Annotated in this window: 28 protein-coding genes; 11 read left to right on the top strand and 17 right to left on the bottom strand. The window is 74.7% G+C overall.

Annotated elements, in window-relative coordinates; genetic code table 11:
- Nucleotides 1-54 precede the first annotated feature (54 nt).
- Nucleotides 55-375, top strand: coding sequence for an SCO5918 family protein (locus tag ACIQ6R_RS21790; protein ID WP_404173276.1), 321 nt, complete (start codon nt 55-57; stop codon nt 373-375).
- Nucleotides 376-402: 27 nt separating this feature from the next.
- Here the strand turns inward: ACIQ6R_RS21790 and ACIQ6R_RS21785 are convergent, their stop codons facing one another.
- From ACIQ6R_RS21785 to ACIQ6R_RS21765, 5 genes are all read right to left on the bottom strand, one after another.
- A complete protein-coding gene (locus tag ACIQ6R_RS21785) occupies nt 403-756 on the bottom strand; it encodes a DUF952 domain-containing protein (protein WP_404173274.1) in 354 nt (117 codons plus the stop codon).
- Complete coding sequence (locus ACIQ6R_RS21780) at nt 753-1,310, bottom strand: hypothetical protein (RefSeq protein ID WP_404222912.1); 558 nt, start codon at nt 1,308-1,310, stop codon at nt 753-755. The genes ACIQ6R_RS21785 and ACIQ6R_RS21780 overlap by 4 nt, the downstream gene beginning before the upstream one ends.
- The gene (locus ACIQ6R_RS21775) at nt 1,294-1,785 is read right to left on the bottom strand and encodes an RNA polymerase sigma factor (RefSeq protein WP_375923481.1); all 492 of its coding nucleotides are present in this window, start codon (nt 1,783-1,785) and stop codon (nt 1,294-1,296) included. The genes ACIQ6R_RS21780 and ACIQ6R_RS21775 overlap by 17 nt, the downstream gene beginning before the upstream one ends.
- Before the next feature lie 147 nt (nt 1,786-1,932).
- Nucleotides 1,933-2,538, bottom strand: coding sequence for a class F sortase (locus ACIQ6R_RS21770; protein WP_404222911.1), 606 nt, complete (start codon nt 2,536-2,538; stop codon nt 1,933-1,935).
- Nucleotides 2,535-2,912: a sortase-dependent protein gene (locus ACIQ6R_RS21765; protein WP_404222910.1), complete on the bottom strand. Its 378-nt coding sequence runs from the start codon at nt 2,910-2,912 to the stop codon at nt 2,535-2,537. The genes ACIQ6R_RS21770 and ACIQ6R_RS21765 overlap by 4 nt, the downstream gene beginning before the upstream one ends.
- 201 nt (nt 2,913-3,113) lie before the next feature.
- Here ACIQ6R_RS21765 and ACIQ6R_RS21760 point away from each other — a divergent pair, with 201 nt between their 5' ends.
- Nucleotides 3,114-4,115, top strand: coding sequence for an NAD-dependent epimerase/dehydratase family protein (locus ACIQ6R_RS21760; protein ID WP_404222909.1), 1,002 nt, complete (start codon nt 3,114-3,116; stop codon nt 4,113-4,115).
- A 145-nt stretch (nt 4,116-4,260) separates the two neighbouring features.
- On the opposite strand, the gene ACIQ6R_RS21755 is transcribed toward ACIQ6R_RS21760, so the two are convergent.
- Together ACIQ6R_RS21755 and ACIQ6R_RS21750 are read right to left on the bottom strand one after the other, a co-directional pair.
- Complete coding sequence (locus tag ACIQ6R_RS21755; protein WP_404222908.1) at nt 4,261-5,373, bottom strand: sensor histidine kinase; 1,113 nt, start codon at nt 5,371-5,373, stop codon at nt 4,261-4,263.
- Between the two features lie 3 nt (nt 5,374-5,376).
- Nucleotides 5,377-6,234, bottom strand: coding sequence for a response regulator transcription factor (locus ACIQ6R_RS21750; protein WP_404222907.1), 858 nt, complete (start codon nt 6,232-6,234; stop codon nt 5,377-5,379).
- Nucleotides 6,235-6,348: 114 nt separating this feature from the next.
- On the opposite strand from ACIQ6R_RS21750, the gene ACIQ6R_RS21745 reads away from it, so the two are divergent.
- The 3 genes from ACIQ6R_RS21745 to ACIQ6R_RS21735 are packed head-to-tail and all read left to right on the top strand — an operon-like array spanning nt 6,349 to nt 8,557.
- A complete protein-coding gene (locus ACIQ6R_RS21745) occupies nt 6,349-7,077 on the top strand; it encodes a glycosyltransferase family 2 protein (protein WP_404222906.1) in 729 nt (242 codons plus the stop codon).
- A gap of 5 nt (nt 7,078-7,082) precedes the next feature.
- Complete coding sequence (locus ACIQ6R_RS21740) at nt 7,083-7,712, top strand: DUF2064 domain-containing protein (protein ID WP_404173767.1); 630 nt, start codon at nt 7,083-7,085, stop codon at nt 7,710-7,712.
- Nucleotides 7,709-8,557, top strand: a complete 849-nt coding sequence (locus ACIQ6R_RS21735; protein ID WP_404222905.1) for a class I SAM-dependent methyltransferase — start codon at nt 7,709-7,711, stop codon at nt 8,555-8,557. The genes ACIQ6R_RS21740 and ACIQ6R_RS21735 overlap by 4 nt, the downstream gene beginning before the upstream one ends.
- 376 nt (nt 8,558-8,933) lie before the next feature.
- Here ACIQ6R_RS21735 and ACIQ6R_RS21730 read toward each other — a convergent pair whose 3' ends face one another.
- The gene (locus ACIQ6R_RS21730; RefSeq protein ID WP_404222904.1) at nt 8,934-10,172 is read right to left on the bottom strand and encodes a molybdopterin-dependent oxidoreductase; all 1,239 of its coding nucleotides are present in this window, start codon (nt 10,170-10,172) and stop codon (nt 8,934-8,936) included.
- Nucleotides 10,173-10,285: 113 nt separating this feature from the next.
- Between ACIQ6R_RS21730 and ACIQ6R_RS21725 the strand changes: the two genes are divergently transcribed.
- The gene (locus ACIQ6R_RS21725; protein WP_404173250.1) at nt 10,286-11,626 is read left to right on the top strand and encodes a hypothetical protein; all 1,341 of its coding nucleotides are present in this window, start codon (nt 10,286-10,288) and stop codon (nt 11,624-11,626) included.
- A gap of 70 nt (nt 11,627-11,696) precedes the next feature.
- On the opposite strand, the gene ACIQ6R_RS21720 is transcribed toward ACIQ6R_RS21725, so the two are convergent.
- Entirely contained in the window at nt 11,697-11,900 is a 204-nt protein-coding gene (locus tag ACIQ6R_RS21720; protein ID WP_003975194.1) for a cold-shock protein, read from the bottom strand.
- Nucleotides 11,901-12,139: 239 nt separating this feature from the next.
- The gene (locus ACIQ6R_RS21715; protein ID WP_404173246.1) at nt 12,140-12,520 is read right to left on the bottom strand and encodes a MerR family transcriptional regulator; all 381 of its coding nucleotides are present in this window, start codon (nt 12,518-12,520) and stop codon (nt 12,140-12,142) included.
- A 215-nt stretch (nt 12,521-12,735) separates the two neighbouring features.
- Here ACIQ6R_RS21715 and ACIQ6R_RS21710 point away from each other — a divergent pair, with 215 nt between their 5' ends.
- Entirely contained in the window at nt 12,736-14,577 is a 1,842-nt protein-coding gene (locus ACIQ6R_RS21710; RefSeq protein ID WP_404222903.1) for a SpoIIE family protein phosphatase, read from the top strand.
- 36 nt (nt 14,578-14,613) lie between these two features.
- On the opposite strand, the gene ACIQ6R_RS21705 is transcribed toward ACIQ6R_RS21710, so the two are convergent.
- From ACIQ6R_RS21705 to ACIQ6R_RS21690, 4 genes are all read right to left on the bottom strand, one after another.
- Entirely contained in the window at nt 14,614-15,150 is a 537-nt protein-coding gene (locus ACIQ6R_RS21705; RefSeq protein WP_404173240.1) for a hypothetical protein, read from the bottom strand.
- A gap of 595 nt (nt 15,151-15,745) precedes the next feature.
- Nucleotides 15,746-16,255 carry a hypothetical protein gene (locus tag ACIQ6R_RS21700; RefSeq protein ID WP_404173237.1) on the bottom strand — a complete coding sequence of 170 codons (510 nt, stop codon included), beginning with the start codon at nt 16,253-16,255 and terminating at the stop codon, nt 15,746-15,748.
- 102 nt (nt 16,256-16,357) lie between these two features.
- Nucleotides 16,358-17,380 carry a hemolysin family protein gene (locus ACIQ6R_RS21695; RefSeq protein WP_404173234.1) on the bottom strand — a complete coding sequence of 341 codons (1,023 nt, stop codon included), beginning with the start codon at nt 17,378-17,380 and terminating at the stop codon, nt 16,358-16,360.
- Nucleotides 17,377-18,717 (bottom strand): hemolysin family protein, encoded by a 1,341-nt coding sequence (locus tag ACIQ6R_RS21690; protein WP_404173231.1) that lies wholly within the window; start codon nt 18,715-18,717, stop codon nt 17,377-17,379. Before ACIQ6R_RS21690 ends, ACIQ6R_RS21695 begins: the two co-directional genes overlap by 4 nt.
- 309 nt (nt 18,718-19,026) lie before the next feature.
- On the opposite strand from ACIQ6R_RS21690, the gene ACIQ6R_RS21685 reads away from it, so the two are divergent.
- The 3 genes from ACIQ6R_RS21685 (at nt 19,027) to ACIQ6R_RS21675 (ending at nt 20,870) form a co-directional block, all read left to right on the top strand.
- Nucleotides 19,027-20,013 carry a sporulation protein gene (locus ACIQ6R_RS21685; protein ID WP_404222902.1) on the top strand — a complete coding sequence of 329 codons (987 nt, stop codon included), beginning with the start codon at nt 19,027-19,029 and terminating at the stop codon, nt 20,011-20,013.
- A gap of 53 nt (nt 20,014-20,066) precedes the next feature.
- A complete protein-coding gene (locus ACIQ6R_RS21680) occupies nt 20,067-20,522 on the top strand; it encodes a tellurite resistance TerB family protein (protein ID WP_404173227.1) in 456 nt (151 codons plus the stop codon).
- 96 nt (nt 20,523-20,618) lie between these two features.
- Entirely contained in the window at nt 20,619-20,870 is a 252-nt protein-coding gene (locus ACIQ6R_RS21675) for a twin-arginine translocase TatA/TatE family subunit (protein ID WP_404222901.1), read from the top strand.
- A gap of 11 nt (nt 20,871-20,881) precedes the next feature.
- Here the strand turns inward: ACIQ6R_RS21675 and ACIQ6R_RS21670 are convergent, their stop codons facing one another.
- Nucleotides 20,882-21,577, bottom strand: coding sequence for a TetR/AcrR family transcriptional regulator (locus ACIQ6R_RS21670; protein WP_404222900.1), 696 nt, complete (start codon nt 21,575-21,577; stop codon nt 20,882-20,884).
- A 122-nt stretch (nt 21,578-21,699) separates the two neighbouring features.
- Between ACIQ6R_RS21670 and ACIQ6R_RS21665 the strand changes: the two genes are divergently transcribed.
- The gene (locus tag ACIQ6R_RS21665; RefSeq protein ID WP_404222899.1) at nt 21,700-22,839 is read left to right on the top strand and encodes a cytochrome P450; all 1,140 of its coding nucleotides are present in this window, start codon (nt 21,700-21,702) and stop codon (nt 22,837-22,839) included.
- A gap of 23 nt (nt 22,840-22,862) precedes the next feature.
- Here the strand turns inward: ACIQ6R_RS21665 and ACIQ6R_RS21660 are convergent, their stop codons facing one another.
- Both ACIQ6R_RS21660 and ACIQ6R_RS21655 read right to left on the bottom strand, forming a co-directional pair.
- Nucleotides 22,863-24,497: a penicillin-binding transpeptidase domain-containing protein gene (locus ACIQ6R_RS21660; protein ID WP_404222898.1), complete on the bottom strand. Its 1,635-nt coding sequence runs from the start codon at nt 24,495-24,497 to the stop codon at nt 22,863-22,865.
- A gap of 36 nt (nt 24,498-24,533) precedes the next feature.
- Nucleotides 24,534-25,589 (bottom strand): alpha/beta hydrolase family esterase, encoded by a 1,056-nt coding sequence (locus tag ACIQ6R_RS21655; RefSeq protein ID WP_404222897.1) that lies wholly within the window; start codon nt 25,587-25,589, stop codon nt 24,534-24,536.
- Nucleotides 25,590-25,653 lie beyond the last annotated feature (64 nt).

Genomic DNA, 25,653 nt, shown 5'->3' with positions numbered 1-25,653 from the left:
GGGCCGTCGCGAACGGCAAACCCACCCGCCCCATCTCCCCCTTGTGGAGGCATCATGCGCTGTGTCATCGCCCGGTACCCGTTCGACCTCACCAAGGGTGGGGTGCTGGATTCGATGAAGGGTGTCACTCCCGAACCCGTCAAGGGTGAGTCCGTGACCATCGGCCGCCGTCGCTACCCCGTCAAGCAGGTGGGCGAGATCGTCACCCGGCAGGACCGGCGCGACTTCTCCAGCGGCGAGGTCACCCGGGCCATGACCCGCCTCGGCTTCACCTGCCACCCGGACCCGGAGCTCGCGCCCGCGCCGGAGCCCGCCGCCACGCCGGTCCAGACCGCGTCGGCGCTGCTCGGCGGCACACCTCAGCAGGACGCGTGACACAGGGGGCGTCCGCCCCCTCCCACGTCAGGACAGCCCCGTAGCCCGGCCCTCGTCGTCCCACCGGACCTCCAGCACGCGCTGGACGGCCGCGCGGTCGACGGGGCCGAACACGTGCGGGAACAGCGTGCCCTCGGCGATCCCGGGCGGCGGCGCGGGTACGGCCGCCTCCCACACGCACCTCGCGGTGAGCCTGTCCTCGTCGAGGAGCAGCGCCAGCAGGGGCCGGGGCGCGTCGCGGTAGAAGGCGTTGACGACGGTGAGCGTGGTCTCCTCGTCGGGCGAGCAGTGGACGAACCCGTCCTCCGTGAGGGAGGCGGGCGTGTAGGGACGGCCGGGGTCTGCGTTCCACTCGGCCAACGGCACCACGTGATAGATCATCGTCCCGTTGTAGCAGCCGCGCCGGCGTACTCCGAGGGCGTGGGCACGGTACTCGGCCGTGCCGACGGCTCGACTCCGGGTGCGCTCGACGGCGCCTGGCCGGCCGTGGGCGGGGGGCTCGGCACGGCCGACGGAGCGGAGCCCGGCGCCGGGGGCGATGCCGCGTGCGACGCCGATTCCGGCGCGGTGGGCTCGGACGGTTCGGGTGACGCCCCCAGCGACGGGTCGCGGGGCGGGACCGGGCTCGGTGAGGTCGGCGGCGTGGGGCCGGCGGGAGCGGGGGCCGGGGCCAGCGGTGCCGTCGGGCGCGTGGGCGGCCCGGGGGCCGCCCCATGCAGCGGCAGGGCGATCAGAGCGGCGGCGGCAGCGGTCGCGGCGGCACCGGCCGCGGCGCGCAGCAGGCGCCGGCGGGACGCCGCCCGACGGACCGCCTCGTAACGGCCGGGGGGCGGGCCCAGACAGTCGCCGCCCGGACGCAGCACGACCAGCAGCGGATCGTCGTCGTCCCGCTCGAACCCCGGGTCGTCCTGGCCGTCCTCAAGGCGTGTGGTCAAGACTTCTCCTCAGATGGGCGCGGAGCAGTTCGCGGGCCGCGTGGAGGTCGGCCTTGACGGTTCCTTCCTTGCGTCCGGTCAGCACGGACACCTCCCGGATCGGCATGTCAGCGTAGTAGTGGAGAAGGATCGGCACGCGCAGTCGCTCCGGCAGGGACTGCACAAGCAGGCGCACCGAGGGGTCGGCCTGCTCGGGGTGCGGGCGCACGGCGACCTCCGCGGTGACCCGGCGCACCGCCCGGCGCTCGCGCTCCAGCTTGCGCCAGTGGTCGCGGACGAGGTTGGCGGCGGTGACGTAGAGGAAGCCGCGGGGCTCCTCCACGGACGTCCAGCGGGCCCAGAGCCGGGTGAACGCCTCCGAGGCGATCTCGTGGGCCGTCTCGTCGTCGTCGACGAGCCGGCGGCACCAGCCGGCGAGGCGCGGATACAGGGCGGCGAACAGTTCGGACGCCGCCCTGTCACGGGACCGTTTCAACGCTCTCCATGGTCGTGAGGGTATGCGGGACACGGCGGGACTCGGCAGTGCGCGGCGGGACTCGGCAGTGCGCGGCGGTGCACGGCGACACTCAGCCGTCCAGCCGTTCAGCCGTTCAGCCGTTCGCCCGCTCGGTCGCTCGGTCGTTCAGCCGCTCAGCTCCGCGAAGGCGATCACGTTGTCCCGGTACTCCTCGCCGACCCGCGGGCCGCCGCAGGTGATGAGCCGCAGCTCCGGGCGGTCCACGTCCCCGTAGACGTCGTCGGTCGGGAAGTCGGCCTTCGCCACCGTCCGTACCGAGGTGACCGTGAACTCCGCCGCCGTCCCGTTCTCCAGGCGCGCCTCGACGCGGTCGCCGCGGTGCAGCCGCGCGAGGTGCCGGAAGACCCCGTCCCCGTGCGTGCCGACCGTGACATGGCCGAGGATGACCGACGGGCCGATCTGACCCGGGGTCGGCGAGTGCCGGTACCAGCCGGCGCGGTCGTCGTCCGTGAGGGGCGGGACCTCCACCGTGCCGTCCGACGCCAGCCCCAGCCGCATCACCGGGGTGTCGACGCCGATGGCCGGGATGCGCAGGCCGAGCGGGACCGAACGCGCCAGGGGCCGCACCGGCTTCGCGGAGGCGTGCGACGGCGGTGCCGTGGCCGTGGAGCGTGCGGGCTCCCCCGCGTCGTCCCCTGGGCCGCCGCCGCAGCCCACGAGGAGCGCGGCCAGCGCGGTGGTGGCGAGGGCGCGCCTGGAGACCGGGGTCATGCGCCGGTCGTCGCCCGCCGGCGACGTACGACGAAGAGGACCGCGCCGCCCGCGACGAGCACGGCGCCGGCGCCCGCGCCGATGAGCCCGTCGTCGGCGCCGGAGGACGCCGGCGCCGCGACTCCGGTGTCGGGCGCTCCCTCGGGCACGGCGGAGACCTGGCCGTCGGCCGGTGCCTGGGACGGCTCGGCCGCCGGAGCCGGTGAGCTGACGGCGGGCGACGGCGCCTCGCTCGGCTCGGTGCCGGGGCTCGGGGCGCCGGCGGCCGGAGGGGCGGAGGGGACCGGGGTCGGGTCGTCGGCGAACGCGGGTGCGGTGCCCGCCAGTACGGCGGTGCAGGCCAGGGCCACGGCGCTGAGGATGGTTCGGCGCATCGGGGTCGCTCTCTCTCGTCGGTGGGCGGGTGTCGCGTGGGGTGTGGACGTGGATCGGACGGAGAGACGAGGCGGCGGCGGGGCGGGTTGCAAAGGGATGGCAAAGCCGCCGTCGGCCGGGCCCGCACCCGCGTCTTACGGAGTCGTGACGTGCCGGTCGCGGCGCCCGGCCCGCCGCCCCCGCGGACCTAACGTGGCCGTATGCGCGTACTGGTCACCGGCGGTGCCGGGTTCATCGGGTCCCATGTCGTGGAGGTGCTGCGGGCGCACGGGCACGAGCCCTTCGGCTACGACGTCCGCGAGGACCCCGGCGCGGACGTCCGCGACCCGGCGGCCGTCGCCCGGGCGCTCGCCGGGGTCGACGCCGTGTGCCACCAGGCGGCGATGGTCGGGCTCGGCAACGGGTTCGCCGACGCGGCGGAGTACGTCTCGCGCAACGACCTCGGCACCGCCGTCCTGCTCACCGCCATGGCGGACGCGGGCGTGCGGCGGCTCGTGCTGGCCGGGTCGATGGTCGTGTACGGGGAGGGCAGGTACACGTGCCGCCGGCACGGAGTCGTGCGGCCGGGACCGCGCGCCGCCGCCGACCTGGACGCGGGCCGGTTCGAGCCCGCGTGCCCGGTGTGCGGCACGGAACTGTCCCCCGGGCTGGTCGGCGAGGACGCCCCGCCCGACCCGCGCAACGTGTACGCCACCACCAAGCTGGCCCAGGAGCACCTGGCCGCCGCCTGGGCCCGGACGACCGGCGCGACGGCCGTGTCCCTGCGCTACCACAACGTGTACGGGCCCCGGATGCCGCGCGACACCCCCTACGCCGGTGTCGCCTCCTTCTTCCGCTCCGCGCTCGCCCGCGGCGAGGCCCCGCGTGTCTTCGAGGACGGCCGCCAGCTCCGGGACTTCGTGCACGTACGGGACGTGGCCGCGGCGAACCTCGCCGCGCTGGAGGCCGAACCGCCGGGCGGGACGCTCACGGCGTACAACACCGGCAGCGGTGAACCGCACACGGTGGGCGGGATGGCGGCCGCCCTGGCCGCCGCGTACGGCGGACCCGAGCCCGTCGTCACCGGCGAGTACCGCCTCGGCGACGTCCGCCACATCACCGCCGACTCCTCGCGGCTGCGGGCCGAGCTGGGGTGGCGGCCACGGGTGGGTTTCGCGGAGGGGATGCGGGAGTTCGCGCGGGCGGGGCTGCGCGGGGAGTGAACACGGCGCCCGCCCGGGTCCCTGCCCCGGGCGGGACGTCAGGACGGTGCCTGCCCCCCGTCCCCGGCGGCACCGAGCGGTCGGTACGCCGCCGGACGACCGGCCCCCGCGCCGAGACGTCGGCACCGCGCGAGTGTCCGCCCGTTCACCCCTCCGGTGCCGGCAGGGTCACCTCGAAGCGGCAGCCGCCGGGGATGTTGCGTACGGTGGCCCGGCCGCGATGGGCCTCCACGATGCCCCGGACGATGGCGAGGCCGAGGCCCGCGCCGGCCGGCGGGGTACGGGCGTGCGTGCCGCGCCAGCCGGTGTCGAAGACGCGCGGCAGGTCCTCCTCGGGGATGCCGCCGCAGCCGTCGGTCACGGAGACCACCACGCCGTCGGGCGAGCGCTCGGCGGCGACCGCGACCGTGCCGTCGGCGGGGGTCCGGCGGATCGCGTTGACCAGCAGGTTGCCGAGGACCCGGCTCATCTCCTTGCCGTCCACCTCGACCGGCACGGCCGCCACGCCGTCGCCGACCAGCCGTACGCCGTGCTCCCGCGCGAGCGGGTCCGCGCCCGCGAGGGCGTCACCGACCAGGTCGTACAGGGAGATCCGGGCCGGGGCGAGGGGCAGCGTGCCGGCGTGGATGCGGGAGAGCTCGAAGAGGTCTCCGACCATGTCGTTGAGGCGTTCCACCTCGGTGCGGATCTGGCGGAGGTAGCGGGCGGGGTCCGCGGCGACGCCGTCCTCCAGGGCCTCGGACATGGCGCGCAGGCCGGCCAGCGGCGTACGCAGGTCGTGCGAGATCCAGGCGACCAGTTCGCGCCGGGAGGTCTCCAAGGCGCGTTCCCGTTCCCGGGATTCCGTGAGCCGGGCGCTGGTGGCCGCCAGCTCACGGCTGAGCGCGTCCAGTTCGGCGGTCGCACCGGCCCTGGGGGGCGCGTAGCCGCCGTCCTCTCCGAACGAGCGGGCGGCGGCGGTCAGTTCGCGGCTGCGGGCGACGACCCAGCGGCCCAGCAGCAGCGCGGTGGCCAGGGAGACGACGGCCGCCATCGCCACGACCGTCGTGACGACGGTCAGGTCGTGCGGGGACAGGAACATCGCCCACGCGACCGCGAGGGTGCCCGCGAGCATCGCGAGGACGGCGACCGCCGCCACCACCGCGAGCGACGCGGTCAGTGAGCGCCGCCGGATCAGCCGCAGTATGCACGCTCCCACCAGGCCGGTGGCGGCGGCGCCGGCGAAGGCGTAGAGGGCGATGAGGAGGGTGTCGTGCATGGTTCAGTCCGCCTCGGGCCCGACGGGGCCGCCGGCCGGGTCGAAGCGGTAGCCCACGCCCCATACGGTCTGGATCAGCCGGGGCCGGGCCGGGTCGTCCTCGACCTTGCCGCGCAGCCGCCGGACATGAACGGTGACGGTGGACAGGTCGCCGAAGTCCCAGCCCCACACCCGTTGCATCAGCTCCTCCCGTGCGAACGCTCTTCCCGGGTGCAGCAGGAGGAAGGCGAGCAGGTCGAACTCGCGCAGGGTGAGCGCGAGTTCGCTGCCGTTCTTGGTCGCCCGCCGGGCGGCCGGATCGACGGTCAGACCGGCCGCGCCCAGGGGCCGCTCCACGGTGGCGGGCCGGGTGCGGCGCAGCACGGACTCCACCCGCAGCACCAGTTCCCGCGGGCTGAACGGCTTGGTCACGTAGTCGTCCGCGCCGACCTCCAGACCGAGGATGCGGTCGTCCTCGTCGCCGCGCGCGGTCAGCATGATCACCGGCATGGCCGGCACGGGCCCCTGCCCACGCAGCCGCCGGCACACCTCCAGGCCGTCCATGCCGGGCAGCATCAGGTCCAGCACCACCAGGTCCGGCCGGTGCGCGGCGGCCCGGGTGAGCGCGGCCGGACCGTCGTCGGCCCGGTCGACGAGGTAACCGGCGCGATCCAGATAACCGGCTACGACCTCAGCGACCGTGGGGTCGTCGTCGACGACCAGGACACGGGCGGTCCCGGGCGGGGGCGCGGCCGGGGATCCCGTCGAGGGCCCGGCGGAGGGCCCGGTCCGGGGCGCGTCCAGGGGCCCGGCGGGTGGCCCGGCCGAGGACCCGGCCCGGGACCCGTCCCGGGGTGTTGGCTCGTGCGGCTGATGCTGCATGCGCCCAGCCTCGCACCGCGTCCTCCTCGGCGTCGTCCCGGAGGGGGGCCGGGGCCTCGACGTCCGCGTTTCGTAAGGAGCGAGAGTCCGATTCGTCCGATTCCGGTTCGTAGGGTGAAAGCCGTGACCACCTCGCCCGCTCCCGACGTCGACGTCGTACTCCCGTGTCTGAACGAGGCCGGGGCCCTCCCCTGGGTCCTGGCCCGCATCCCGTCCGGCTGGCGCGCGCTCGTCGTCGACAACGGTTCCACCGACGGCTCGGCGGACATCGCCCGCGGGCTCGGCGCCACGGTCGTGCCCGAGCCGCGCCGCGGGTTCGGCGCCGCCTGCCACGCCGGGCTGACCGCCGCCACCGCCGACGTCGTCTGCTTCTGCGACTGCGACGCGTCCCTCGACCCGGGCCTGCTCGCGCCCTTCGTGCGCGAGGTCCGCGCCGGAACGGCCGACCTGGTACTCGGCCGCAGGCGGCCACAGGGCCGGGGCGCGTGGCCCGTGCACGCCCGCGCGGGCAACCTCGCGCTCGCCCGCATGCTGCGCCGCCGCACCGGCCTCGACCTGCACGACCTCGGCCCGCTGCGCGCCGCCCGCCGCGAGCCGCTGCTCGCCCTCGGCCTCACCGACCGGCGCAGCGGCTACCCGCTCCAGATGGTGGTGCGCGCCGCCGACGCGGGCTGGCGGATCACCGAGCACGATGTCCCCTACCTGCCCCGCACCGGTGCCTCGAAGGTGACGGGGACCTGGCGGGGCACCTGGCACGCGGTACGGGACATGCGCGGTGTCCTCGCCGAGGGGCCGTCAGGCCCGCTCCCGCGTGGCGCCGCCCACGAGGGGAACTCACGGTGAACATGGTGAGCACCCTCCTCGTCGTCGCCAAGGAGCCCCGGCCCGGCCGGGTCAAGACCCGGCTCACCCCGCCCTTCAGCCCGGCCGAGGCGGCCGCGCTCGCGGAGGCGGCCCTCACCGACACCCTGCGCGCCGTGGCCGCGACGCCCGCGCGGCGCCGGGTGCTGGTGCTCGACGGCGCCCCCGGCCCCTGGCTGCCGCCCGGCATCGACGTCGTACCGCAGAGCGCGGGCGGCCTCGACGAACGGCTCGCGGACGCCTTCGCCGGGTGCGCCGGGCCCGCCCTGCTGATCGGGATGGACACCCCGCAGGTGACACCGGAGCTGCTCACCGTGGACTTCACCGACTGCGACGCCTGCTTCGGTCCGGCCGAGGACGGCGGCTTCTGGGCGCTCGGCCTGGCCCGCCCCGACCCCGCGCTGCTGCGGGGCGTACCCATGTCGACACCGGTGACGGGGGCCGTGCAGCGGGCGCGGCTCCTCGCGGCGGGGCTGCGGGTGCGCGACCTGCCGTGCCTGCGCGACGTCGACACCGCCGCCGACGCACGGGCCGTCGCCGCCTGCGCCCCGCACACCCGGTTCGCCGCCCGGCTGGCCGCGTCCACGGCGGTCGCGGGCGGGCGGGCAGACCGATGAGCAGGGCCTTGAGCGGCGCGCCGGGCGGACCGGCGAACGGCCGGCCGGGCAGCGCCCCCGCCCTCCTCGCGGAACCCGCCCCGCGCACCACCGCTGCCGCTCCCTGGGCCGCCTCCGACCCCTACGCCGCCGCCCTGCGCGCCGGCCGGGGCCCGCTGTTCCTGCGCCGCACGGACGGCTGGCTGCTGCCGCTGGACGTGGAGCGCTGGTGCGCGCGGGCCGATCCGGTCGACCTGGAGGTGCTCGACCGGTGCGAGGGCACCGTGCTCGACGTGGGCTGCGGACCCGGCCGGCTGGTGGCGGAACTCGCCGCCCGGGGCCGGACCGCCCTCGGCATCGACGTCAGCGAGGCCGCCGTCGCCCACACCCTGCGGCTCGGAGGCCAGTCGCTGCGGCGCTCCGTCTTCGACCCGCTGCCCGGCGAGGGACGCTGGGGCACCGTCCTCCTCATGGACGGCAACATCGGTATCGGCGGCGACCCCCGTGCCCTGCTGGCCCGCGTCGCCGTCCTGCTCGCACCGGGCGGCCTGCTCATCGCCGAGGCGGCCGAGGCCGATGTCGACGAACGCGCCCAGGTGCAGGTCGTCGACGTCACCGACGCCCGTACGGCGGGCAGCCCCTTCCCCTGGGCGCGGATCGGCACCCCCGCTCTGGTCCGCGACGCGGGCGCCGCCGGCTGGCGGGTCGTGGCTCAGTGGACGTCGGGCGGGCGCCGCTTCGTCGCGCTGCGCGGCGGACGCGATCGCCGCAGCACCAGGAGCAGCGCCGAGACGCCGAACAGCACCGCCGTGATCAGCAGCCAGCGGGCCAGGAAGCCCTCCGCCGACAGCCCGGCGACCGACTGATAGCGCCGGTCCACCCGGCCGCCGATCAGCGGGAACCACACGAGCAGCAGCAGCCCGGAGAACGCGGCCGGGACCCGCACATACAGTGCCCACGAGCGGCGTCCGGCCGCCCCCAGCCCTCGTACGACCGCCCGGTCGGCCACCGCGTACAGGGGCAGCAGCACCAGGTCGTGCAGCAGCGCCGCCCCCACGAACCACAGCACCACGCCCAGCCAGTCGCCGGCGAGCAGCCGCACACCCGCGTAGCCCGCGAGCGCGAACGAGCAGGCGAGCAGGAGGATCTGGAAGGGGCCGCCGATCACGGGCCGCGACGCGGGCCACTTCACGGACAGCTTCCCGAGCCGCTTCCCGGGCCGCAGCCCACGCACAGGGTTCATCACAGGTCTCCGAACGTCATCCGGGCCACCCACTTGGTGTTCAGCACGCCGGGCGCGGCAGGCACGATGATCCGCGCCGGGTATCCGTGGTCCGGGCTCAGCGCCTCGCCGTTGACGTGCAGGGCGAGCAGCGAGCGCGGGTCGGCCACCTGGTTGGCGCGCAGTGCCCCGCTGCGGAACGCACCCCGCCGTTGGAGGGACTCGACGAACACGTCCGGCGGGTCGTCCTCGAAGCCCACGAGCGCGGCGAGGTCCCGCAGCCGCACTCCGCGCCACCACTGATCGGACGTCGACCAGCCCTCGACGCAGGCGATGGGCAGCGCCGCGCTGTACTGCTCCAGGCGCAGCAGTTCGGCCCGGCCGAGCCGGACGGTCCCCGTGCGTCCCGTGACGACGAGCCGCCAGGTGTCCTCGCCGGTCTCGGCCGGGTCGATGCCCGCGTGGACGGCCGTCTTGTTGATCTGGAAGCCATTGGGGCCGTTCCCCGGTTCCGGCCCGCCGTGCGGCGACAGCACGGCCGTCTCCCGGAGCGGTCCGTCGAAGCTGCGGCCGGCGTTCGTCGCGAACATCAGGAGCGAGCCGCCGCCCACCAGCCACAGCGCCCCGCGCCGCGAGACGGTGGGCGGGTCCGGCCGCGGGGAGACCAGGTCGTCGTCGCGCTCCTCGCGCATCGCCCGGAGGTTGCGCAGCGCCACCGGCACCTTGAGCGCGGCGTGCGCGACGAACGCGGCGAAGAAGACCCAGGCCCCGTAGAAGTGCAGCGGGTAGAAGGAGCCGGGGAAGACGTAGTCGAGCTGGATGTTGAGCACACCGGTCAGGAACGTGAACAGCGCGCCCCCGACCAGCAGCAGCAGCGAGAGCCGCTCCAGCGCGTGGGCGAGCGAGCGGGCCGGCGGCAGGGTGAAGAGCCTCGGCACGACCGACCAGAGCTTGGCCAGCAGCACCGGGATCAGGGTGAGCCCGAGGGTGACGTGGACGCCCTGGGTGAGGCGGTACAGCCAGTCCGGGTCGGTCGGCCACGCGAAGAGGTAGAAGCCGAGGATTCCCTTGTCCGGGGTCTTGTCGTTGACCGGGTCCAGGCCGGGGTTGTACGCGGCGTACGAGAGCAGGCCCGTCACGAACAGCACGGTGATGCCGACGAGCAGGACGAGGCCGAGCACCGCCGTGAAGCGGGGGCCGCGCAGGGGGCTGCGCCAGAAGCCCGGAGAGGACGGGAGCCGTGAGGCGAGGTCGCGCATGTCCCGACGGTAGGCCGGGACCGGCCCCGCGGGCGGGCTCCGACCCATGACGAAACGCTGACGTCCGCCGCGTGCACCGTCCGGTCGGCGATCTCCCGGCCTACGGTCCCGGTGTGACCCGCCTGCGCTCCCTTTCTCGCGACCTCTACGCCGCCGCGGCCGCCGTGCTGCTCGTCGCCGCCGCCGTCCTGGTCGGCCGCTACGTGTACTCCTACGACACCCTGATCGTCGGCTGGCCACCGCTGCTCGGCCGCTGGGGCCCGCACCTGGGCCCCGGCACCCCGGCGGCCGTCCTGGTGGCGGCGGCGACCGCGGCGTACGGGCCGGCCGTCGCCGGCCGCCTGCCATGGCGCGCGCTGCTCCCCGCGGCCTGGGGCGCCGCGATGGCCTGGACCTGGTCGCTGGCCCTCGTCGACGGCTGGCACCGGGGCGTCGCCGGCCGGCTGACCACCAGGCAGGAGTACCTCTCGGTCATCGACCGCTGGCACGACGTACCGGCGACTCTGCGTGAGTTCAACGGGCACATCCTTCTCCACTCCCCGGACAACTGGCCCGCCCATGTCGCCGGTCACCCGCCGGGGGCCACGCTCACCTTCGTGCTGCTCGACCGGATCGGGCTGGGCGGCGGGGGCTGGGCCGGGGCCTGGTGCATCACGGTGGGCGCGACGGCGTGCGTGGCGGTGCTGGTGGCGGTGCGGGCGCTCGCCGGCGAGCGGCTCGCCCGGCGGGCGGCGCCCTTCCTGGTCCTGACGCCGGCCGCGGTGTGGCTGGGCACGTCGGCCGACGCCTACTTCGCGGCGGTCGCGGCGTGGGCCGTGGCGCTGCTGGCCCTCGCGGTCACCGGACGCTCGCTGTGGTGGGCGGCGGGCTCAGGGCTGCTGTTCGGCCTGACCTGCTATCTCTCGTACGGGCTCACGCTCTTCGCGGTGATCGGGGCGGCGGTGCTGTGGCTCGGCCGACGCCGGGTGCGGGAGCGTCCCGTGCTGCTGATGCCGCTGCTGGCCGGGCTGGCGGTCGTGCCGGTGGCGTTCACCATGGCCGGGTTCGACTGGTGGGAGGCCTACCACCTGCTGGTCACGCGGTACTACCAGGGCGCGGGCGGGGTCCGGCCCTACGGCTACTGGGTGTGGGCGAACCTTGCCTGCACGGTGCTCATCACCGGCCTGGCGACGGTGGCGGGCCTGCGCAGGGCCGGGGGCCTGCTGGTCCGGCGGGGCGGCGGGGCCGTGCCCGGCGAGGACACCCGGCTGGCGCTTCTCGTCGGCGCCGGGCTGCTCGCCCTGCTGGTCGCCGACCTGTCCGGCATGAGCAAGGCGGAGACGGAACGCATCTGGCTGCCCTTCGCCCTGTGGCTGCTCCCGGCCTGCGCGTTCCTCGGCCGCCCGCGCGGGTGGCTGGCGGCGCAGGCCGTACTGGCCCTGCTCCTCAACCATCTGCTGGCGACCGGCTGGTGAGCGGACGCCGGGCGCGCAACGCATGAGGGCCCGCACCTTGCGGTGCGAGCCCTCATGAGTGGTTCGCGCGTTACGCGGGAACGATGTTCTCCGCCTGCGGGCCCTTCTGGCCCTGCGTGACGTCGAAGTTCACCCGCTGGCCCTCCTGGAGCTCACGGAAGCCCTGGGTGGCGATGTTCGAGTAGTGGGCGAAGACGTCGGCGCCGCCGCCGTCCTGCGCGATGAAACCGAAGCCCTTTTCGGCGTTGAACCACTTCACGGTACCGGAAGCCATGTCTTTTACTCCTAGGCAGTGCTGGAGGCCCGCACTGTGCGGACCTTCCCATCGCTGCGATGATCACCTGCCCGGAAAACCGGTAACACAAATGGCAACCACAACTGCAACTGATGTCCAGCCTAGCACGATATGAACTGGCGACGCAGGAAATGAATCGCGCGGAATGGCGCCCCGATTCCACGCAAGAATTGTTTTTCCGGCGTTCTGCGAATATCTGCTTCACCGGGGGCAGGTTTTCATTCGCGGCGTCGTTCCCCGTTCCCACCGTCGCCGGGCCGGTCGGCCTCGCGGCGGAGCTCCTCGTTCATGCGCAGCGCCGCCTCCAGATCGTCCTCCAGGCGGACGATGCGGCAGGCGGCCTCGATGGGCGTTCCCTGGCCGACCAGCTCGCGGGCGCGGGCGGCGCGGCGCAGTTGCCGCCGCGAGTAGCGGCGGTGCCCGCCTTCCGAACGCTTCGGGCTGATCAGCCCCGCCTCACCGAGGGCGCGGAGAAAACCGGGCGTGGCACCGATCAGCTCGGCCGCCCTGCCCATGGTGTACGCCGGGTACTGATCGTCGTCGAGCCGGTCGGCGACCTGCGGCCGGCCTTCGGCGTTCAGCCCGCTCTTCGAGGGCATGCGTACCTTCCCGCGAACCGCTGGGGACACGGCCCGCCGCGGGGAATCCGTTCTCCCGCACCTGAACTCTAATCGCGCCTGCCGGATATCTGTCGCGGCGAACACACATCCGGAGGGTTCCGGCGGCGGCGCCGGGGCAGCCGACGTGTGTCGCCGGTGCGGCCGGGCTCCCGTCCGGCGACGATCGGACACTGGTGGCGGACGGGAGGGGCGACGTGGCGAACGGTGTGGGGCCCGGTGCGGAGGGCGCGGAACGGCGGTGGGCCGCTGAACCGGAGTTCTGGCAGCGGATCGCCGAACAGCTGGACACTGCCCTGACCGTGATCGACACGGCGGGGCGGATCGTCGCGGTCAACCGGGCCACCGAGCTGCTGCTGGCCCGTCCGGCGGCGACGATGCTCGGCGCCGACGTCCATGAGCTGCTCCACCGAGGCCCGGACGGCGGCAGGATTCCGCGAGACCAGTGCCTGCTGCTCCAGGCGCTGGCCCGGGGGACCGCCGCGCGTGGCGAGGGCGACTGCTATCTGCGGGGTGACGGCGGCCTGACGGCGGTGTCCTGGTCCGCGTCCCCGCTGACGGACGACGGGCTCCCGAGAGGCATCGCCCTGCTGTTCAGCGACATCGCCGCCGACCGCGGCGCGCGCCGGGAGCGCGCCGCCTACACCAGCGCCCTGGAGGACCTGACCGAGCGGCTGACGCTGGTCGCGGAGATCACGGACGTACTGGGGCAGACGCTGGAGACCGACGAGGCCCTGGCCCGGCTGGGCCGCCTTCTGGTGCCCCGTCTGGCGGACTGGGCGGCGGTGGACCTCCTGGTCGGCTCCGGGCAGGTCCACCGGGTGGCGGTGACCGGTCCCGCGGGCCGGGACGCGTCGCGGGAGGACTGGCGCGGTCCGGTGCCGAGGACCGGGAACGCGGCCCTGACACAGCCGGCCCGGGTGCTGAACGGGGGCGAGCCCATGCTGCAGGGGCAGAAGCCCGAGCCCGAGCCGGCCCCGGAGCAGGAACAAGAGCAAGAGGAGCAGGAGCAGGAGCAGGAGCAGGAGAGGAAGGAGACGGAGAAGGCGGGACAGGGGCAGGAGGAGGTGCGGGAGGGGGGATGCGCTCGGCGTGATTCCCCGCTGACCGCCGTGCACGACGACTTCCTGCGGAGCGTGGGCGCGACCTCCGTCCTCACGGTGCCGCTGGGCGCCCAGCGGCAGGTCACCGGCGCCCTGACGCTGGTGCGCACCAACCCGGCGCATCCCTTCGACGCGGCGGACCTGGAGGTGGTGGGCGACATCGGCCGCCGGGTCGGGCTGGTCATCGACAACGCGCGCCGGTTCGGACGCCAGCGCGCCGTCGCCGAGGCCATGCAGCGCAACCTGCTCGCCCCGCTGCCCCAGCCGGGCCCGTTGCGGCTGGCCGCCCGCTACCAGCCCGCCCCGGCCGGCTCCCAGGTCGGCGGAGACTGGTACGACGCGTTCGAGCTGAAGGACGGCGCGGTCGCGCTGGTCATCGGCGATGTGGTCGGGCACGACCTGACGGCCGCCGCGGGCATGGCCCAGCTGCACGGCATCCTGCGCTCACTGGCATGGGACCGGGCCGAGCCGCCCGGTGCCGTGGTCGACCGCCTCGACGACGCCATGCAGGCCGTCACGACCGTCTCGATGGCCACCCTCGTCCTCGCCCGGGTCGAAGGCCCGCGCACCGGCCCGTGGGCCCTGCGGTGGACCAGCGCCGGGCACCCACCGCCTCTCCTGCTGACCCCGGACGGCGGGGCACGGTATCTGGAGGCCGGGCAGGGGCTGCTGCTCGGCGCCCGCCTGGGCGCCGGCGGGCGACGGCCGGACGCCACGGAGCCGCTGCCGCCGGGATCCACACTGCTGCTCTACACCGACGGCCTGGTCGAGGTACCGGGCAGCGACCTGGACACCGGCCTCGGCCGGCTGCGCCGCAACGCCCTCGCGCTCGTCCACGAGCCACTGGACACCCTGTGCGACGAGGTCCTGGCCCGGATGCCGGCCGGCAGCACCGACGACATCGCCCTCCTCGCCCTGCGCCTGCCGGCGCCCTGACGCGGGGCGGGGCGGCGCGAGACGGCGCCGGGCGGCTCAGGGGCCGAGCAGGAGGACGCCGTACTGGCCGAGCAGGGATGCCTGGAGGGTGTCGCCCTCCGCGTAGTGCCAGCCCCAGGAGCGCAGCGCGTGGACGGTCGCGACGTCGGTCCGGTCCACCAGCGTGACCCCGAGGACGGCGTCGTGCTCGGTGAGCAGTCGCTTCTGCAGGCGCCGGGCGAGGTTCCAGGCGCGGTCCTGGTTCCGCCTGCGCACACGCGCCGGGACGATGATCCCGGAGATCAGGAAGAGCCGTCCGGACGCGGCGACGGGCAGCACGCTCCTCGGCAGGTACGCGTCCAGGCCCCGCATTCCCTCCGTACCACCGCCGGGTACGGGGTAGCCGTAGGCGCAGCCGGTCAGGACGGTGCTCTCCGCTATCAGCAGCGAGAACCCCGGTCGCCGTACGTCGGCCGCCAACTGCCGCAGGAAGGCGCCGCGGGCCTCGTTCCACGCCCGCGGGCCGCCGCCGGAGGTCTGCGCGTACAGGTCGCCCAGGTCTCCGAACCGGTCCTCTGTCTGGCGCCGCGTCAACGGCCGGACGCGTTCTCCGGCGAGGGGCGAGGAGCCCCTTTCCGCCTTCGGCCTCCCCGGGACCGGCCGGTCCGGGCCGACCGGCCGCCTGTCACGTTCTGTGGTCGTCGGACGTACCGGCACGTTCACGGTCATGAGGCGAGTCCCGCCCCGGGCTCGGGCGGACCGGCCCGGCGTCGTCGATCGCCGGGAGCGGCACCGGTGTCGGGGCCGGTGCGCGGCATGCTCCCGGTTCCTCCACGGTACTCCGGGGCCCCGGCCCGCCGTCGGTACGCCGGGGCCGGGGCCCGGGCGGCGCCGGCGGATTCAGGGTCGGTGTCAGTCCGCCGGCGCGGACGCGGCGCAGGCGGCGGCGATGGCTCGGGTGGCCCAGCGGAACGGGCATACCTCAGTGATCCGCGCGTCCCGGGCCGTGATCGCCCGCAGGATCGGGAAGCTGACCTCGCGTCTCCCAGGCCTGGCCCATCGCGAGGAGGAACCGCGCCGTTCCCCTGTGCCCACGCCACGTGCCCCCGTACGGCAGAGCATCCGCTCGGTGCAGCTCGGCATCCGGCGCGAAGACGGGGGCGGGCAGGTCGAGCGAGGCCTCGTGCGGTCAGGCGGCGGCCGTCGTCCAATGGCGCAGCAGCGCCAGGCGCTCGTCCCTGGTCGGGGCGACGTCCTCGGGCTCGTCGCGGCGCCAGGCGAGGAGGTCGTCGACGGGGGTGGCGCCGGTGGTGAGGCGGGTGAGGAGGGTGCGGGAGAGGTCGTACTCGTCCGGGGTGTGGATGCCGCCGGGGACGGCGGTCAGGGCGCCGGCCTCGACCGTGCCGTCGGCGGTGGTGTCCACCCGCACGGTGAAGGCCGGCGGGTGTTCGCCGTCGCCGGTGGCCAGGACGACCAGCGAGTCGAAGGCCATGGAGGCCAGCCGGCGTGCGGCGGACCGCACGGCCACGTCCCGGACGTCGAGGCCGCGGACCTCGGGCCAGGGCCAGAACCGGTCCTGGCCGAGCCCGAGGATCTCGACCCCGTCCTTGGTCAGGCGCACTCCGGACGCCGTGCCGGTGGGCTCGGCGCCCACGTACACGGCGTCCTCGGTGATCCAGAACAGGCCGACCATGGCCATGAGCGCCTCCCGCGGCGGTGTCGGCGCCGGTGTCGGCGCCGTTTCGCTGTGGGAGACGCCCGTGGTCGAGACGGAGTTCCGTCGCCGTACGAGAATCCCGGGTCAGGCCACCGGTGTCGTCGGGCCCACCAGTTCCGTCAGGACGTCCTCCATCGTCACGAACCCCAGGACCGCGCCCGTCTCGCCGGTGACGGCGGCCAGGTGGCTGTCCTCGGTGCGCAGCGCGGTGAGGGTGTCGTCGAGGGGGGTGTCGATGCGGACCCGGGTGACCCGGTGCAGGGCCGTGCGCGGGAAGGGACGGTCGCGGTCGGTGAGGCCCAGCGTGTCCTTGATGTGCAGGTAGCCGAGGACGGTGCCGCCGGGGCCGGTGACCGGGAAGCGGGAGTAACCCGCATCGGCGGCCATGCGCTCCAGCCGCGCCGGGGTGACCGTGTGGTCGACCGTGCGCATCTTCTGGGCCGGGACCAGGATCTCGCCGACCGGGCGGGTGCCCAGCTCCAGCGCGTCGCGCAGACGCTCGCCGTCGGCCGGGGTGAGGAGTCCGGCCTCGCTCGCGTCGACGACCATGCGGGCCAGCTGGTCGTCGGTGAAGACGGCCTCGACCTCGTCCTTCGGCTCCACCCGCAGCAGCTTGAGGAGCGTGTTGGCGAAGGCGTTGATGCCGAAGACGACCGGCTTCAGCGCCCGGGTGAGGGCGACCAGCGGCGGGCCGAGGACCAGCGCGGTGGTCGCCGGGGCGGCCAGCGCGATGTTCTTCGGGATCATCTCGCCGATCAGCATGTGCAGATACGTGGCGAGGGCCAGCGCGATGGCGAAGGCGATCGGGTGGACCAGCGCGTGCGGCATGTGGACCGCCTCGAACACCGGCTCCATCAGGTGCGCGATGGCCGGTTCCGCGACCGCGCCGAGCACCAGCGAGGAGACGGTGATGCCGAGCTGGGCGGTGGCCATCATCGCGGAGATGTGTTCCAGGCCCCACAGGGTCATCCGGGCGCGCTTGTCGCCCGTCTTCGCGCGCGGCTCGATCTGGCTGCGGCGTACCGAGATCATGGCGAACTCGGCGCCGACGAAGAACGCGTTGGTCAGCAGCGTCAGGGCGCCGATGAGGAGCTGTACGGCGGTCATCGGGCCACCTCCGGCGTCCGCTCGGCGGACGGGACCGGCGCGGGTGCGGTGACCCGCAGCCGGTCGGCGCGGTGGTGGTCGACGTCGAGGACGTCCAGCCGCCAGCCGTCCAGGTCGATGACGTCGCCCTTGGCGGGGATGCGTGCCAGGTGGGTGGCGACCAGGCCGGCCAGGGTCTCGTACGGCCCGTCCGGTGCGGTCAGGCCGATGCGCGCGAGCCGGTCCAGGCGGAGCGAGCCGTCGGCCTCCCAGGCGGTGCGGCCGTCCGTCCCGGCGGGGGCGGGCAGCAGGTCCGGTATCTCGACCGGGTCGTGCTCGTCGCGCACCTCGCCGACGACCTCCTCCACGATGTCCTCGACGGTCGCCACGCCCGCCGTACCGCCGTACTCGTCGATGACGACGGCCATGGTGCGGGTCCGGCGCATGCGCTCCAGGAGGCGGTCGGCGGGCAGGCTGTCCGGCACCAGGAGCGGCGCGGTGGCCAGCTCGGTGACGGGGGTGCCGGTGCGCCGCTCCGGCTCCAGGGCCAGGACGTCGCGGATGTGCACGGTGCCGATGACCTCGTCCAGGCTGTCCCGGTAGACCGGGAAGCGGGACAGGCCGGTGGCGTGCGAGAGGTTCGCGGCGTCGGCGGCGGTGGCGTGGGCCTCCAGGGCCTTGACGTCCACGCGCGGGGTCATGACGTTCTCCGCGGTCAGCTCGCCCAGGTGCAGGGTACGTACGAACAGCTCGGCCGAGTCCGCCTCCAGGGCGCCCTCGGCGGCCGAGTGCTGGGCCAGGGCGACCAGTTCCTCGGGGCTGCGGGCGGACGCCAGCTCCTCGGCCGGTTCCAGGCCGAAGCGGCGCACGAAGCGGTTCGCGGTGCCGTTCAGGTGCCGGATGAAGGGTCCGAACGCGGTGGTGAAGCCGCGCTGCGGACCCGCGACGACCTTGGCGACGGCCAGCGGGCGGGAGATCGCCCAGTTCTTGGGGACCAGCTCACCGACGACCATCAGGACGACGGTGGAGACGACCACGCCGAGCACGGTCGCCACCGTCGAGGCGGCACCGCCCAGGCCGATCGCCCGCAGCGGGCCGCGCAGCAGCACCGCGAGGGACGGTTCGGCCAGCATGCCGATGACCAGCGAGGTCACGGTGATGCCGAGCTGGGCGCCGGAGAGCTGGAGGGTCAGGGAGCGTACGGCCTTCAGGGCGCCGTCGGCGCCGCGCTCGCCGGACTCCGCGGCACGCTCCAGGTCACCGCGCTCGACGGTGGTGAGGGAGAACTCGGCCGCCACGAAGAGGGCGCAGGCCAGGGTGAGGAGGAGGGCCAGCAGGAGCAGCAGGACCTCGGTCACCGTGCCACCCCGCTTCCCTCACGCACATACGGCGCACGCGCGCACAGGAAGGACTGCGGGCCGGCCACGGCACGGCCGGTACTGGGAGGCTCCATTACGGAACGGGACTCCTTAACGGGGTCGGCGGGCGCCGGTACCAGCCGGCTGCCCGAGGATTTCCCTCTCATGGTAAAGGACGAGCAAAAGCATGGGGAGTCCTCGAATACCCCCGGACCCCTATGCTTCTACTCGCCTGTAGAGAACAGCCGGACGGTTCCGGTTTGTTCCCCGGACGAACGTGAGAACGAACGTGAAGGAGTGAACGCCTCGATGGTGTTCAAGCGGCTGCTCGGTTCCCTCGGCGTGGGCGGGCCCACGGTGGACACGGTCCTCGCCCCGGGCGCCGCCCGGCCGGGGGGCGTGCTGCCGGGCCACGTCCAGCTGGTCGGCGGCACCGCCGACCACGATGTCGAGCACGTCGCACTGGAGCTGGTGGCCCGCGTCGAGGCCGAGCACGGCGGCCACGGGGAGGACGAGGGCGTCGTCGTCTTCGGCCGGCACACCGTCGGCGGGGATTTCCGGCTCGCGGCGGGCGAGCGGCGCAGCGTGCCGTTCACGGTGCCGCTGCCCTGGGAGACACCGGTCACCGAGCTCTACGGGCAGCCCCTGGGCACCGTGCTCGGTGTGCGCACCGAGCTGGCGGTCGCCGGCGCCCGGGACAAGGGCGACCTGGACCGGCTGACCGTGGCGCCCCTGCCCGCCCAGGAGGCCGTCCTGGAGGCCTTCGGGCAGCTCGGCTTCGGCTTCCGCTCCGCCGACCTGGAGTACGGCCGCATCGGCGGCACCGGGCAGCAGCTGCCCTTCTACCAGGAGATCGAGCTCACCCCGCCCCCTCGGTACGCCCACCAGGTCAACGAGATCGAGCTGACCTTCCTGGCCGTGCCCGGCGCCCTCGAGGTGGTGCTGGAGGCGGACAAGCGCGGCGGTCCGTTCGCCGACGGGCACGACGCCCTCAGTCGCTTCACCGTCTCCCACGAGGGTGCGGCCGGGCCGCGGGACTGGAACGCCCTCGTCGACGGCTGGGTCCGGGAACTGGTCGAGCACCGGGCGTCGTACGGCTCCCACGCCGTGTACGGGCACGAGTCCGGGGCCCTGTCCGGCGGCGCCGGACTCGCGGTGGGGGTCGCCGGCGGTCTGGTGGCGGCCGAGGTCGTCGACGAGGTGGGGGACTTCTTCGAGGGCGAGCCCGAGGACGAGTCCGAGGACGGCTTCGCGGACGGCTTCGCGGACGGCTTCGAGGACGAGGGGGACGCCTGATAACTTCTACAAGGGTGTAGAAACTCACCCCTCCCGACCCGTACGGAGTTCTCATGGCCCTGTGGGACCGCTTCAAGGAGTCCGCGTCGCAGATGCAGACGCAGCTCGTGGCGAAGAAGAACGACCTCAAGAGCGGCGCCTTCCGCGACGCGAGCATGGCGATGTGCGCGCTGGTCGCGGCAGCCGACGGCAGCGTCGACCCGTCCGAGCGGCAGCGCGTGGCCCAGCTGCTCGGAACCAACGAGGTGCTGCGGAACTTCCCCGCCGACGATCTGCGCCGCCGCTTCGAGGCCAACCTGGACAAGCTGACCGCCGACTTCGCCTTCGGCAAGGTCGGCGTCCTCCAGGAGATCGCCAAGGCGAAGAAGAAGCCCGCCGAGGCACGGGCCGTGGTGCAGATCGGCATCGTGATCGGCGGCGCCGACGGGGACTTCGACAAGGACGAGCGGGCCGTGGTCCGCGAGGCGTGCTACGCCCTGGACCTGCCGCCGCACGAGTTCGACCTCTGAGGCCCCCGGCCCCGGCCCCGACCTCCGCCGACTTTGCCGTAGATTCCGTGCGGGCCCGTGCCGCGGGCCCGCACCGTACGCCCACAGGGGAGCGCCGTGTTCGGACTGAGCGAGCTCGCGATCATTCTCATCGTCGTCATTGCCGTTCTCGCCGCCAGGAAGCTCCCCGAGCTGACCCGCTCGGCGGGCAAGTCGGCCCGCATCCTCAAGGCCGAGGCCCGCGCGGCGAAGGCCGAGGAGCGGACGCCGGCGGAGGACCGGGAGGCGCCGCGCGTCATCCGGGGTGAGGCGGTCCGCCGCGAGGACACCGCGGACGGCGGGCCCGCGGCCCCCACCTCCCAGGGCTGAGCCACCTCACCTCACGCGTCGGCCTCGCGGCCGCCACCGCGCGTGCGGTGCGGGCCCATCTCCCGCAGGACGTCGCCGAGTTCGGCGGCGGTGAGCGCGGGGGCGGGCAGGGGCGACGGGACCGGCGCGGTGCGCAGGCCGCCGAGGAGCAGGGCGAGGGGGCGGCGCCAGGCGTCCGGCGCGGTCGCCGCGGTCAGGGCCGGGACGGCACGGCCCAGTGCCGCGAGCGCGAACAGGACGTCCTCGGCGGTGACGTCGGCGCGGACGGTGCCCTCGGCGCGGCAGCGGGACAGCAGCGAGTCAACGGTCCGGCGGTTGTGCTCGTGCACGGCCTCCAGGCTGTCGACGCCCCGCAGGTGCGTGGTCATGAGGTCGTTGGTGCCGCGGTCGGCGGCCAGGGTGCCGAAGACCGCGTCGAGATAGGCGGTGAGGCCCGCCCAGGCGTCCGTGGCGTTCCTGGCCCGCTCGCCGGCGTCCATCGTGCCGGTCAGCGAGTCGCGGAAGACGGCGTCCACGAGCGCGGCGCGGGTGGGGAAGTGGCGGTAGAGCGTCGCGTTGCCGACGCCCGCCCGGCGCGCGATCACGTCCAGCGGCGCGTCCAGGCCCTCCTCGGTGAACACCTCGTGGGCCGCCCCCAGCAAAAGCTCCCGGTTGCGCCGCGCGTCGCGTCGCTGCCGGGGCGCTCCGTCGCGTGCGCCGACGGTCATCCCTCACCCTCCGGGTCGTACGAACCGGGGAGTGCTCCCCGAGCCAGCGGTGCCGATGCTATCGTCGAACCTCTAAATGGGGAATATTCCCCGTTTCATCTCTTCCTGCACCGGGAGGCCCCATGTCCGCGCCCACCGTCGAGGAACTGGCCGCCCTGCGGGCACGGGGCGCCGTGCACCGGGTGCTCGTGCCGGGCAGCGGGGAGAGCCGGCTGGTCGTGACGCGCGAGGCGGCGCGGGCCGCGCTCACCGATCCGCGGCTGCGCAACGACATCCGGCACTCCGCGTCCTGGCGCACCGACGGCGGGCACGCCATCGGCCGCAACATGCTCCAGAGCGACCCGCCGCTCCACACCCGGCTGCGGCAGCTCGTGGCCGGCCACTTCACGGCGGGACGGATCGCCGCGCTGCGCCCGCGTGTCGAGCGCGTCGCGGGCGACCTGCTGGCGGCGCTGCCGCGGCAGGGCACGGCGGACCTGGTCGGCCGGTACGCGCTGCCGCTGCCGGTCACGGTGATCTGCGACCTGCTGGGCGTCCCGGAGACCGACCGGGCGGGCTTCCACACCTGGTCGAACGAGCTGGTCATGCCCACCTCCCCCGAGGCGGCGGCAGCGGCGGCCGGCGCGCTGACCGGCTACCTCACCGAACTGACCGACCACAAGCGCCGCGCCCCGGACGGCACCCTGCTCAGCGACCTGGCCGCCGCCGCGGACGGCGGCGCCCTCACGGCCGAGGAGCTGCTCGGCATGGCCTTCCTCCTCCTCGTCGCCGGCCACGAGACGACCGTCAACCTGATCTCCGCCACCCTCCACAGCCTGCTCACCCACCCCGACCAGCTCGCCCGCCTGCGCGCCGAGCCGGACCTGACCGAGCGTGCCGTCGAGGAGTCGCTGCGGTACAACTCCCCCGTACACGCCACCGCGTTCCGCTTCGCGGCCGAGCCGCTGGAGCTGGCGGGCACCCGGATCGCCGCCGGCGACTCGGTACTCGTCTCCCTCGCCGCCGCCTCCCGCGACCCCGGCCACTTCCCCGACCCCGACCACTTCGACATCGGCCGCCGGGCGCAGGGCCACCTCGGCTTCGGCCACGGCCTCCACCACTGTCTCGGCGCCCCGCTGGCCCGCGTCGAGGCCGCCGTCGCCGTACGGCTGCTCCTCGGGCGGCACCCCGCGCTCGCCCTCGCCGCCGACCCGGCGACGCTCACCTGGCGCACCAGCACCCTGCTGCGGGGTCTGGCGGAACTTCCGGTGCGCCTCGGCTGACCGCCCGCCGCGTCCCGAACGGCTCAGGAGGGATCCTCCGGTACGGCGGACAGCAGGCTGTGCACGACCGGTCCCGCCGAGCCGCCGCCCGTGACGCCCTCCTCGACCACCACGGCGACGGCCACGTTGCCCCGGTGGGCGACGAGCCAGCCGTTGTTGTCCTGGTCGTCGGAGACCTCGGCGGTACCGGTCTTCGCGCCGATCTCGCCGGGCAGGCCGGCCAGGGCGTGCGCGGTGCCGTCGGTGACGGTGGCCCGCATCAGTTCGCGCAGCTGGGTGGCGACCTCGTCGGGGAGCGGCTCGGTGCGGGTCTCGTCCGGATGGCCTGCGGTGACGGACGGCTGGTGGAACTCGCCGGAGACCGCGGTGGCCGTTACCGACGCCATGATCAGGGGGTTGGCCTGGACGCGGCCCTGCCCGATCATCGACGCGGCCTTCTCCGTCTCGTCCTTGGGCACCGGCACGGAGCCGTCGTACGTCGGGATGCCGATGTGCCACTCCTGCCCGACCCCGAAGTAGGTGCGGGCGACCTTGCCCAGCTCTCCGTCGTCGAGCTTGCCGCGCAGGCTGATGAACGCGGTGTTGCACGACTCGGTGAAGTCCTTGCGGAAGGTGGCGCCGGGGTACTCGGACGTCTCGACGTTGTGGAACTCCTTCCCGACGGTCAGGTACTTGGGGCAGTCCACCACGTCGTCGGGCTGGACGGCGCCCTTGAGCAGCAGGGCGCTGCTGGTGACGATCTTCCAGGTGGAGCCGGGCGCGTAGGTGCCGGAGGCGGCGCGGTTGAAGCCGGTGGCGGGGGAGTTGGCGAGGGCGAGGACCTCGCCGTTGTCGATGCGCAGGGCGACGAGGGCGGCGTTCTTGCCGTCGGCCTCGGTGAGGGCCCGCTCGGCGGCGGACTGCCAGGTGGCGTCCAGGGTGGTGCGGACGGGCTTGCCGTCCGTCGCCGGGTCGGGCCGCATCCCGAAGCTCGCCTCGGTGCGCACGGTCTCGCCGGTGGCCCGGTCGATCAGCTCGACCGCGCCGCGCGGTCCGCCACCGGAGCTGCCGGCGAGCCGGCCGAGGAGCGGGGCCAGGGACGGGTACTCGCCGCCCGAGAGGGAGGTCCCGTCGCGGTCGGTGACGTTCGGCGGGGTCGTCTCCTCGCGTTCGAGCCGGAACTTCTCCGTGTCGCTCAGCCGCGGGTGCACCAGGGACAGCCGCCAGTCCACCTTCCAGCCGCCGTCCTCCTGTTCGCGCAGCGGCAGCCGCGACTCGTACGACCAGGTGCCCAGGCCCTTGATCGGCATCTTCGCGGTGAAGGGGACGCCGAGGGTGCCGTCCTCGGCCTCCTTCGCCTCCCCCGCCGCCGTCAGCCGCGGCTCGCCGATGTCGAGGCCCGCGGTGAAGCTCTGCAGCACCTCCTGCGCCGTGCCGGGTCTGGTGGTGCGGCCGGCCGCGCTCGGCAGGCGCCCGGCGGCCCAGTCGGCGAGGAACGCGCGCGCCTGCTTCATCGCGGCGGGGTCGGGACCGTCGTCGCCGCGTGCGAAGGGCCCGAACCCGGCGGCGTAGGAGCCGCCCGCGGCGATGGCGAGCACGACCCCCACCGCGGCCACGGCCCGCACACCGTTGCGCGGCCCGCGGCGGGGCGGAGGGGTGGAGTAAGGGGAGTCCGGCATCAGGGTTCCTGTCCGTGGGTCGGGCCGCGTCGCCGGTCAGGCGGCGGCGAAGAAGTCGAGGATCGTGTCGGTGGCGTTCAGGGCCTTGCTGGTGGGGCCGAACCCCTTGGGCGGGGTGATCGACGAACCCGGCCAGGTGTGACCGGCGTCGTCGACGACCAGGAGCTCGACGGTGGCCTCCCGGCCGTCGCCGGAGGCGTCGGAGGCGTCGGAGGCGTCGGAGGCGTCGGAGGCGTCGGGATCCTCCCTCAGGCGCCAGACGGTCCGGTCGTAGCCCTTCCTGTCCTCCGTGACCGGCTCGCCCGCGCCACCCGCCGCGAACGCCTCCGCGCTGTCCCGGGCCGAGAGGCTCGGCAGGATCGGCTCCTCGGGGTCCGGCGGCGGGGAGGGCCAGCCCGCGAGGGGGCGTACGGGATCGTCGGCGCCGTAGACGACCATGACGGGGACGGGCCCCGTGGGCTCGACCGCGGCGGCGCCCGCGGGCAGTTGCCCGGAGACCGAGGCGGCTCCCGCCAGCAGGCCGGGACGCTGGGCGGCCATGCGCAGCGCCATCGAGCCGCCGTTGGAGAACCCGGCGACGTAGACCCGCTCGGGGTCAGCCCGCTCGGTGCGCACCAGGTGCTTGATCAGTGCCTCGGTGAACCGCACGTCGAGGTCGGGATCCGGACGCCGCTCGGTGGCCTGCGTACCCGCGCCCCAGCCGTTGTCGAGTCCCTCGGGGTAGGCGACCAGCATGCCGCGCGCCCCGGCGGCCTTCTCCAGCCGGGTCTTCTCGCGCATCTCGGCGGCGTCGGCGCCGCGGCCGTGGAAGGCGATGACGAGAGGCCTCCGGCCGTCGTCGGCGGCGGCGGGCCGGTGCAGGAGGTACCGGCGGGTGTGGCCGTCGGCCCGCAGCTGTCCGCGGACCCCCAAGGCCGCGGACGGCGTGGCGCCGGTCGGGGACGTGCTGCTCGCCGACGGCGCCGGGTCCGGGCTTCCGGACTCCCGGCCACCGGACTCGGTGGCACAGCCGGCCAGGGGGAGGGCGAGGGCGAGGGCGAGCGCGGCGGGCCACCGGCGCGGGCGGAGCGAGAGGTCACGGAAGGAGCGCATGCCCCCGAGGACAGCAACCCCACCGGGCCCCTGTCCAAGATTGATATGAATGTCGGATCGATCA

Source organism: Streptomyces sp. NPDC096048, from assembly GCF_044763415.1.
In the GTDB taxonomy this organism is placed as follows: Bacteria; Actinomycetota; Actinomycetes; order Streptomycetales; family Streptomycetaceae; genus Streptomyces.
This window is presented reverse-complemented; position numbering and strand designations above follow the sequence as displayed.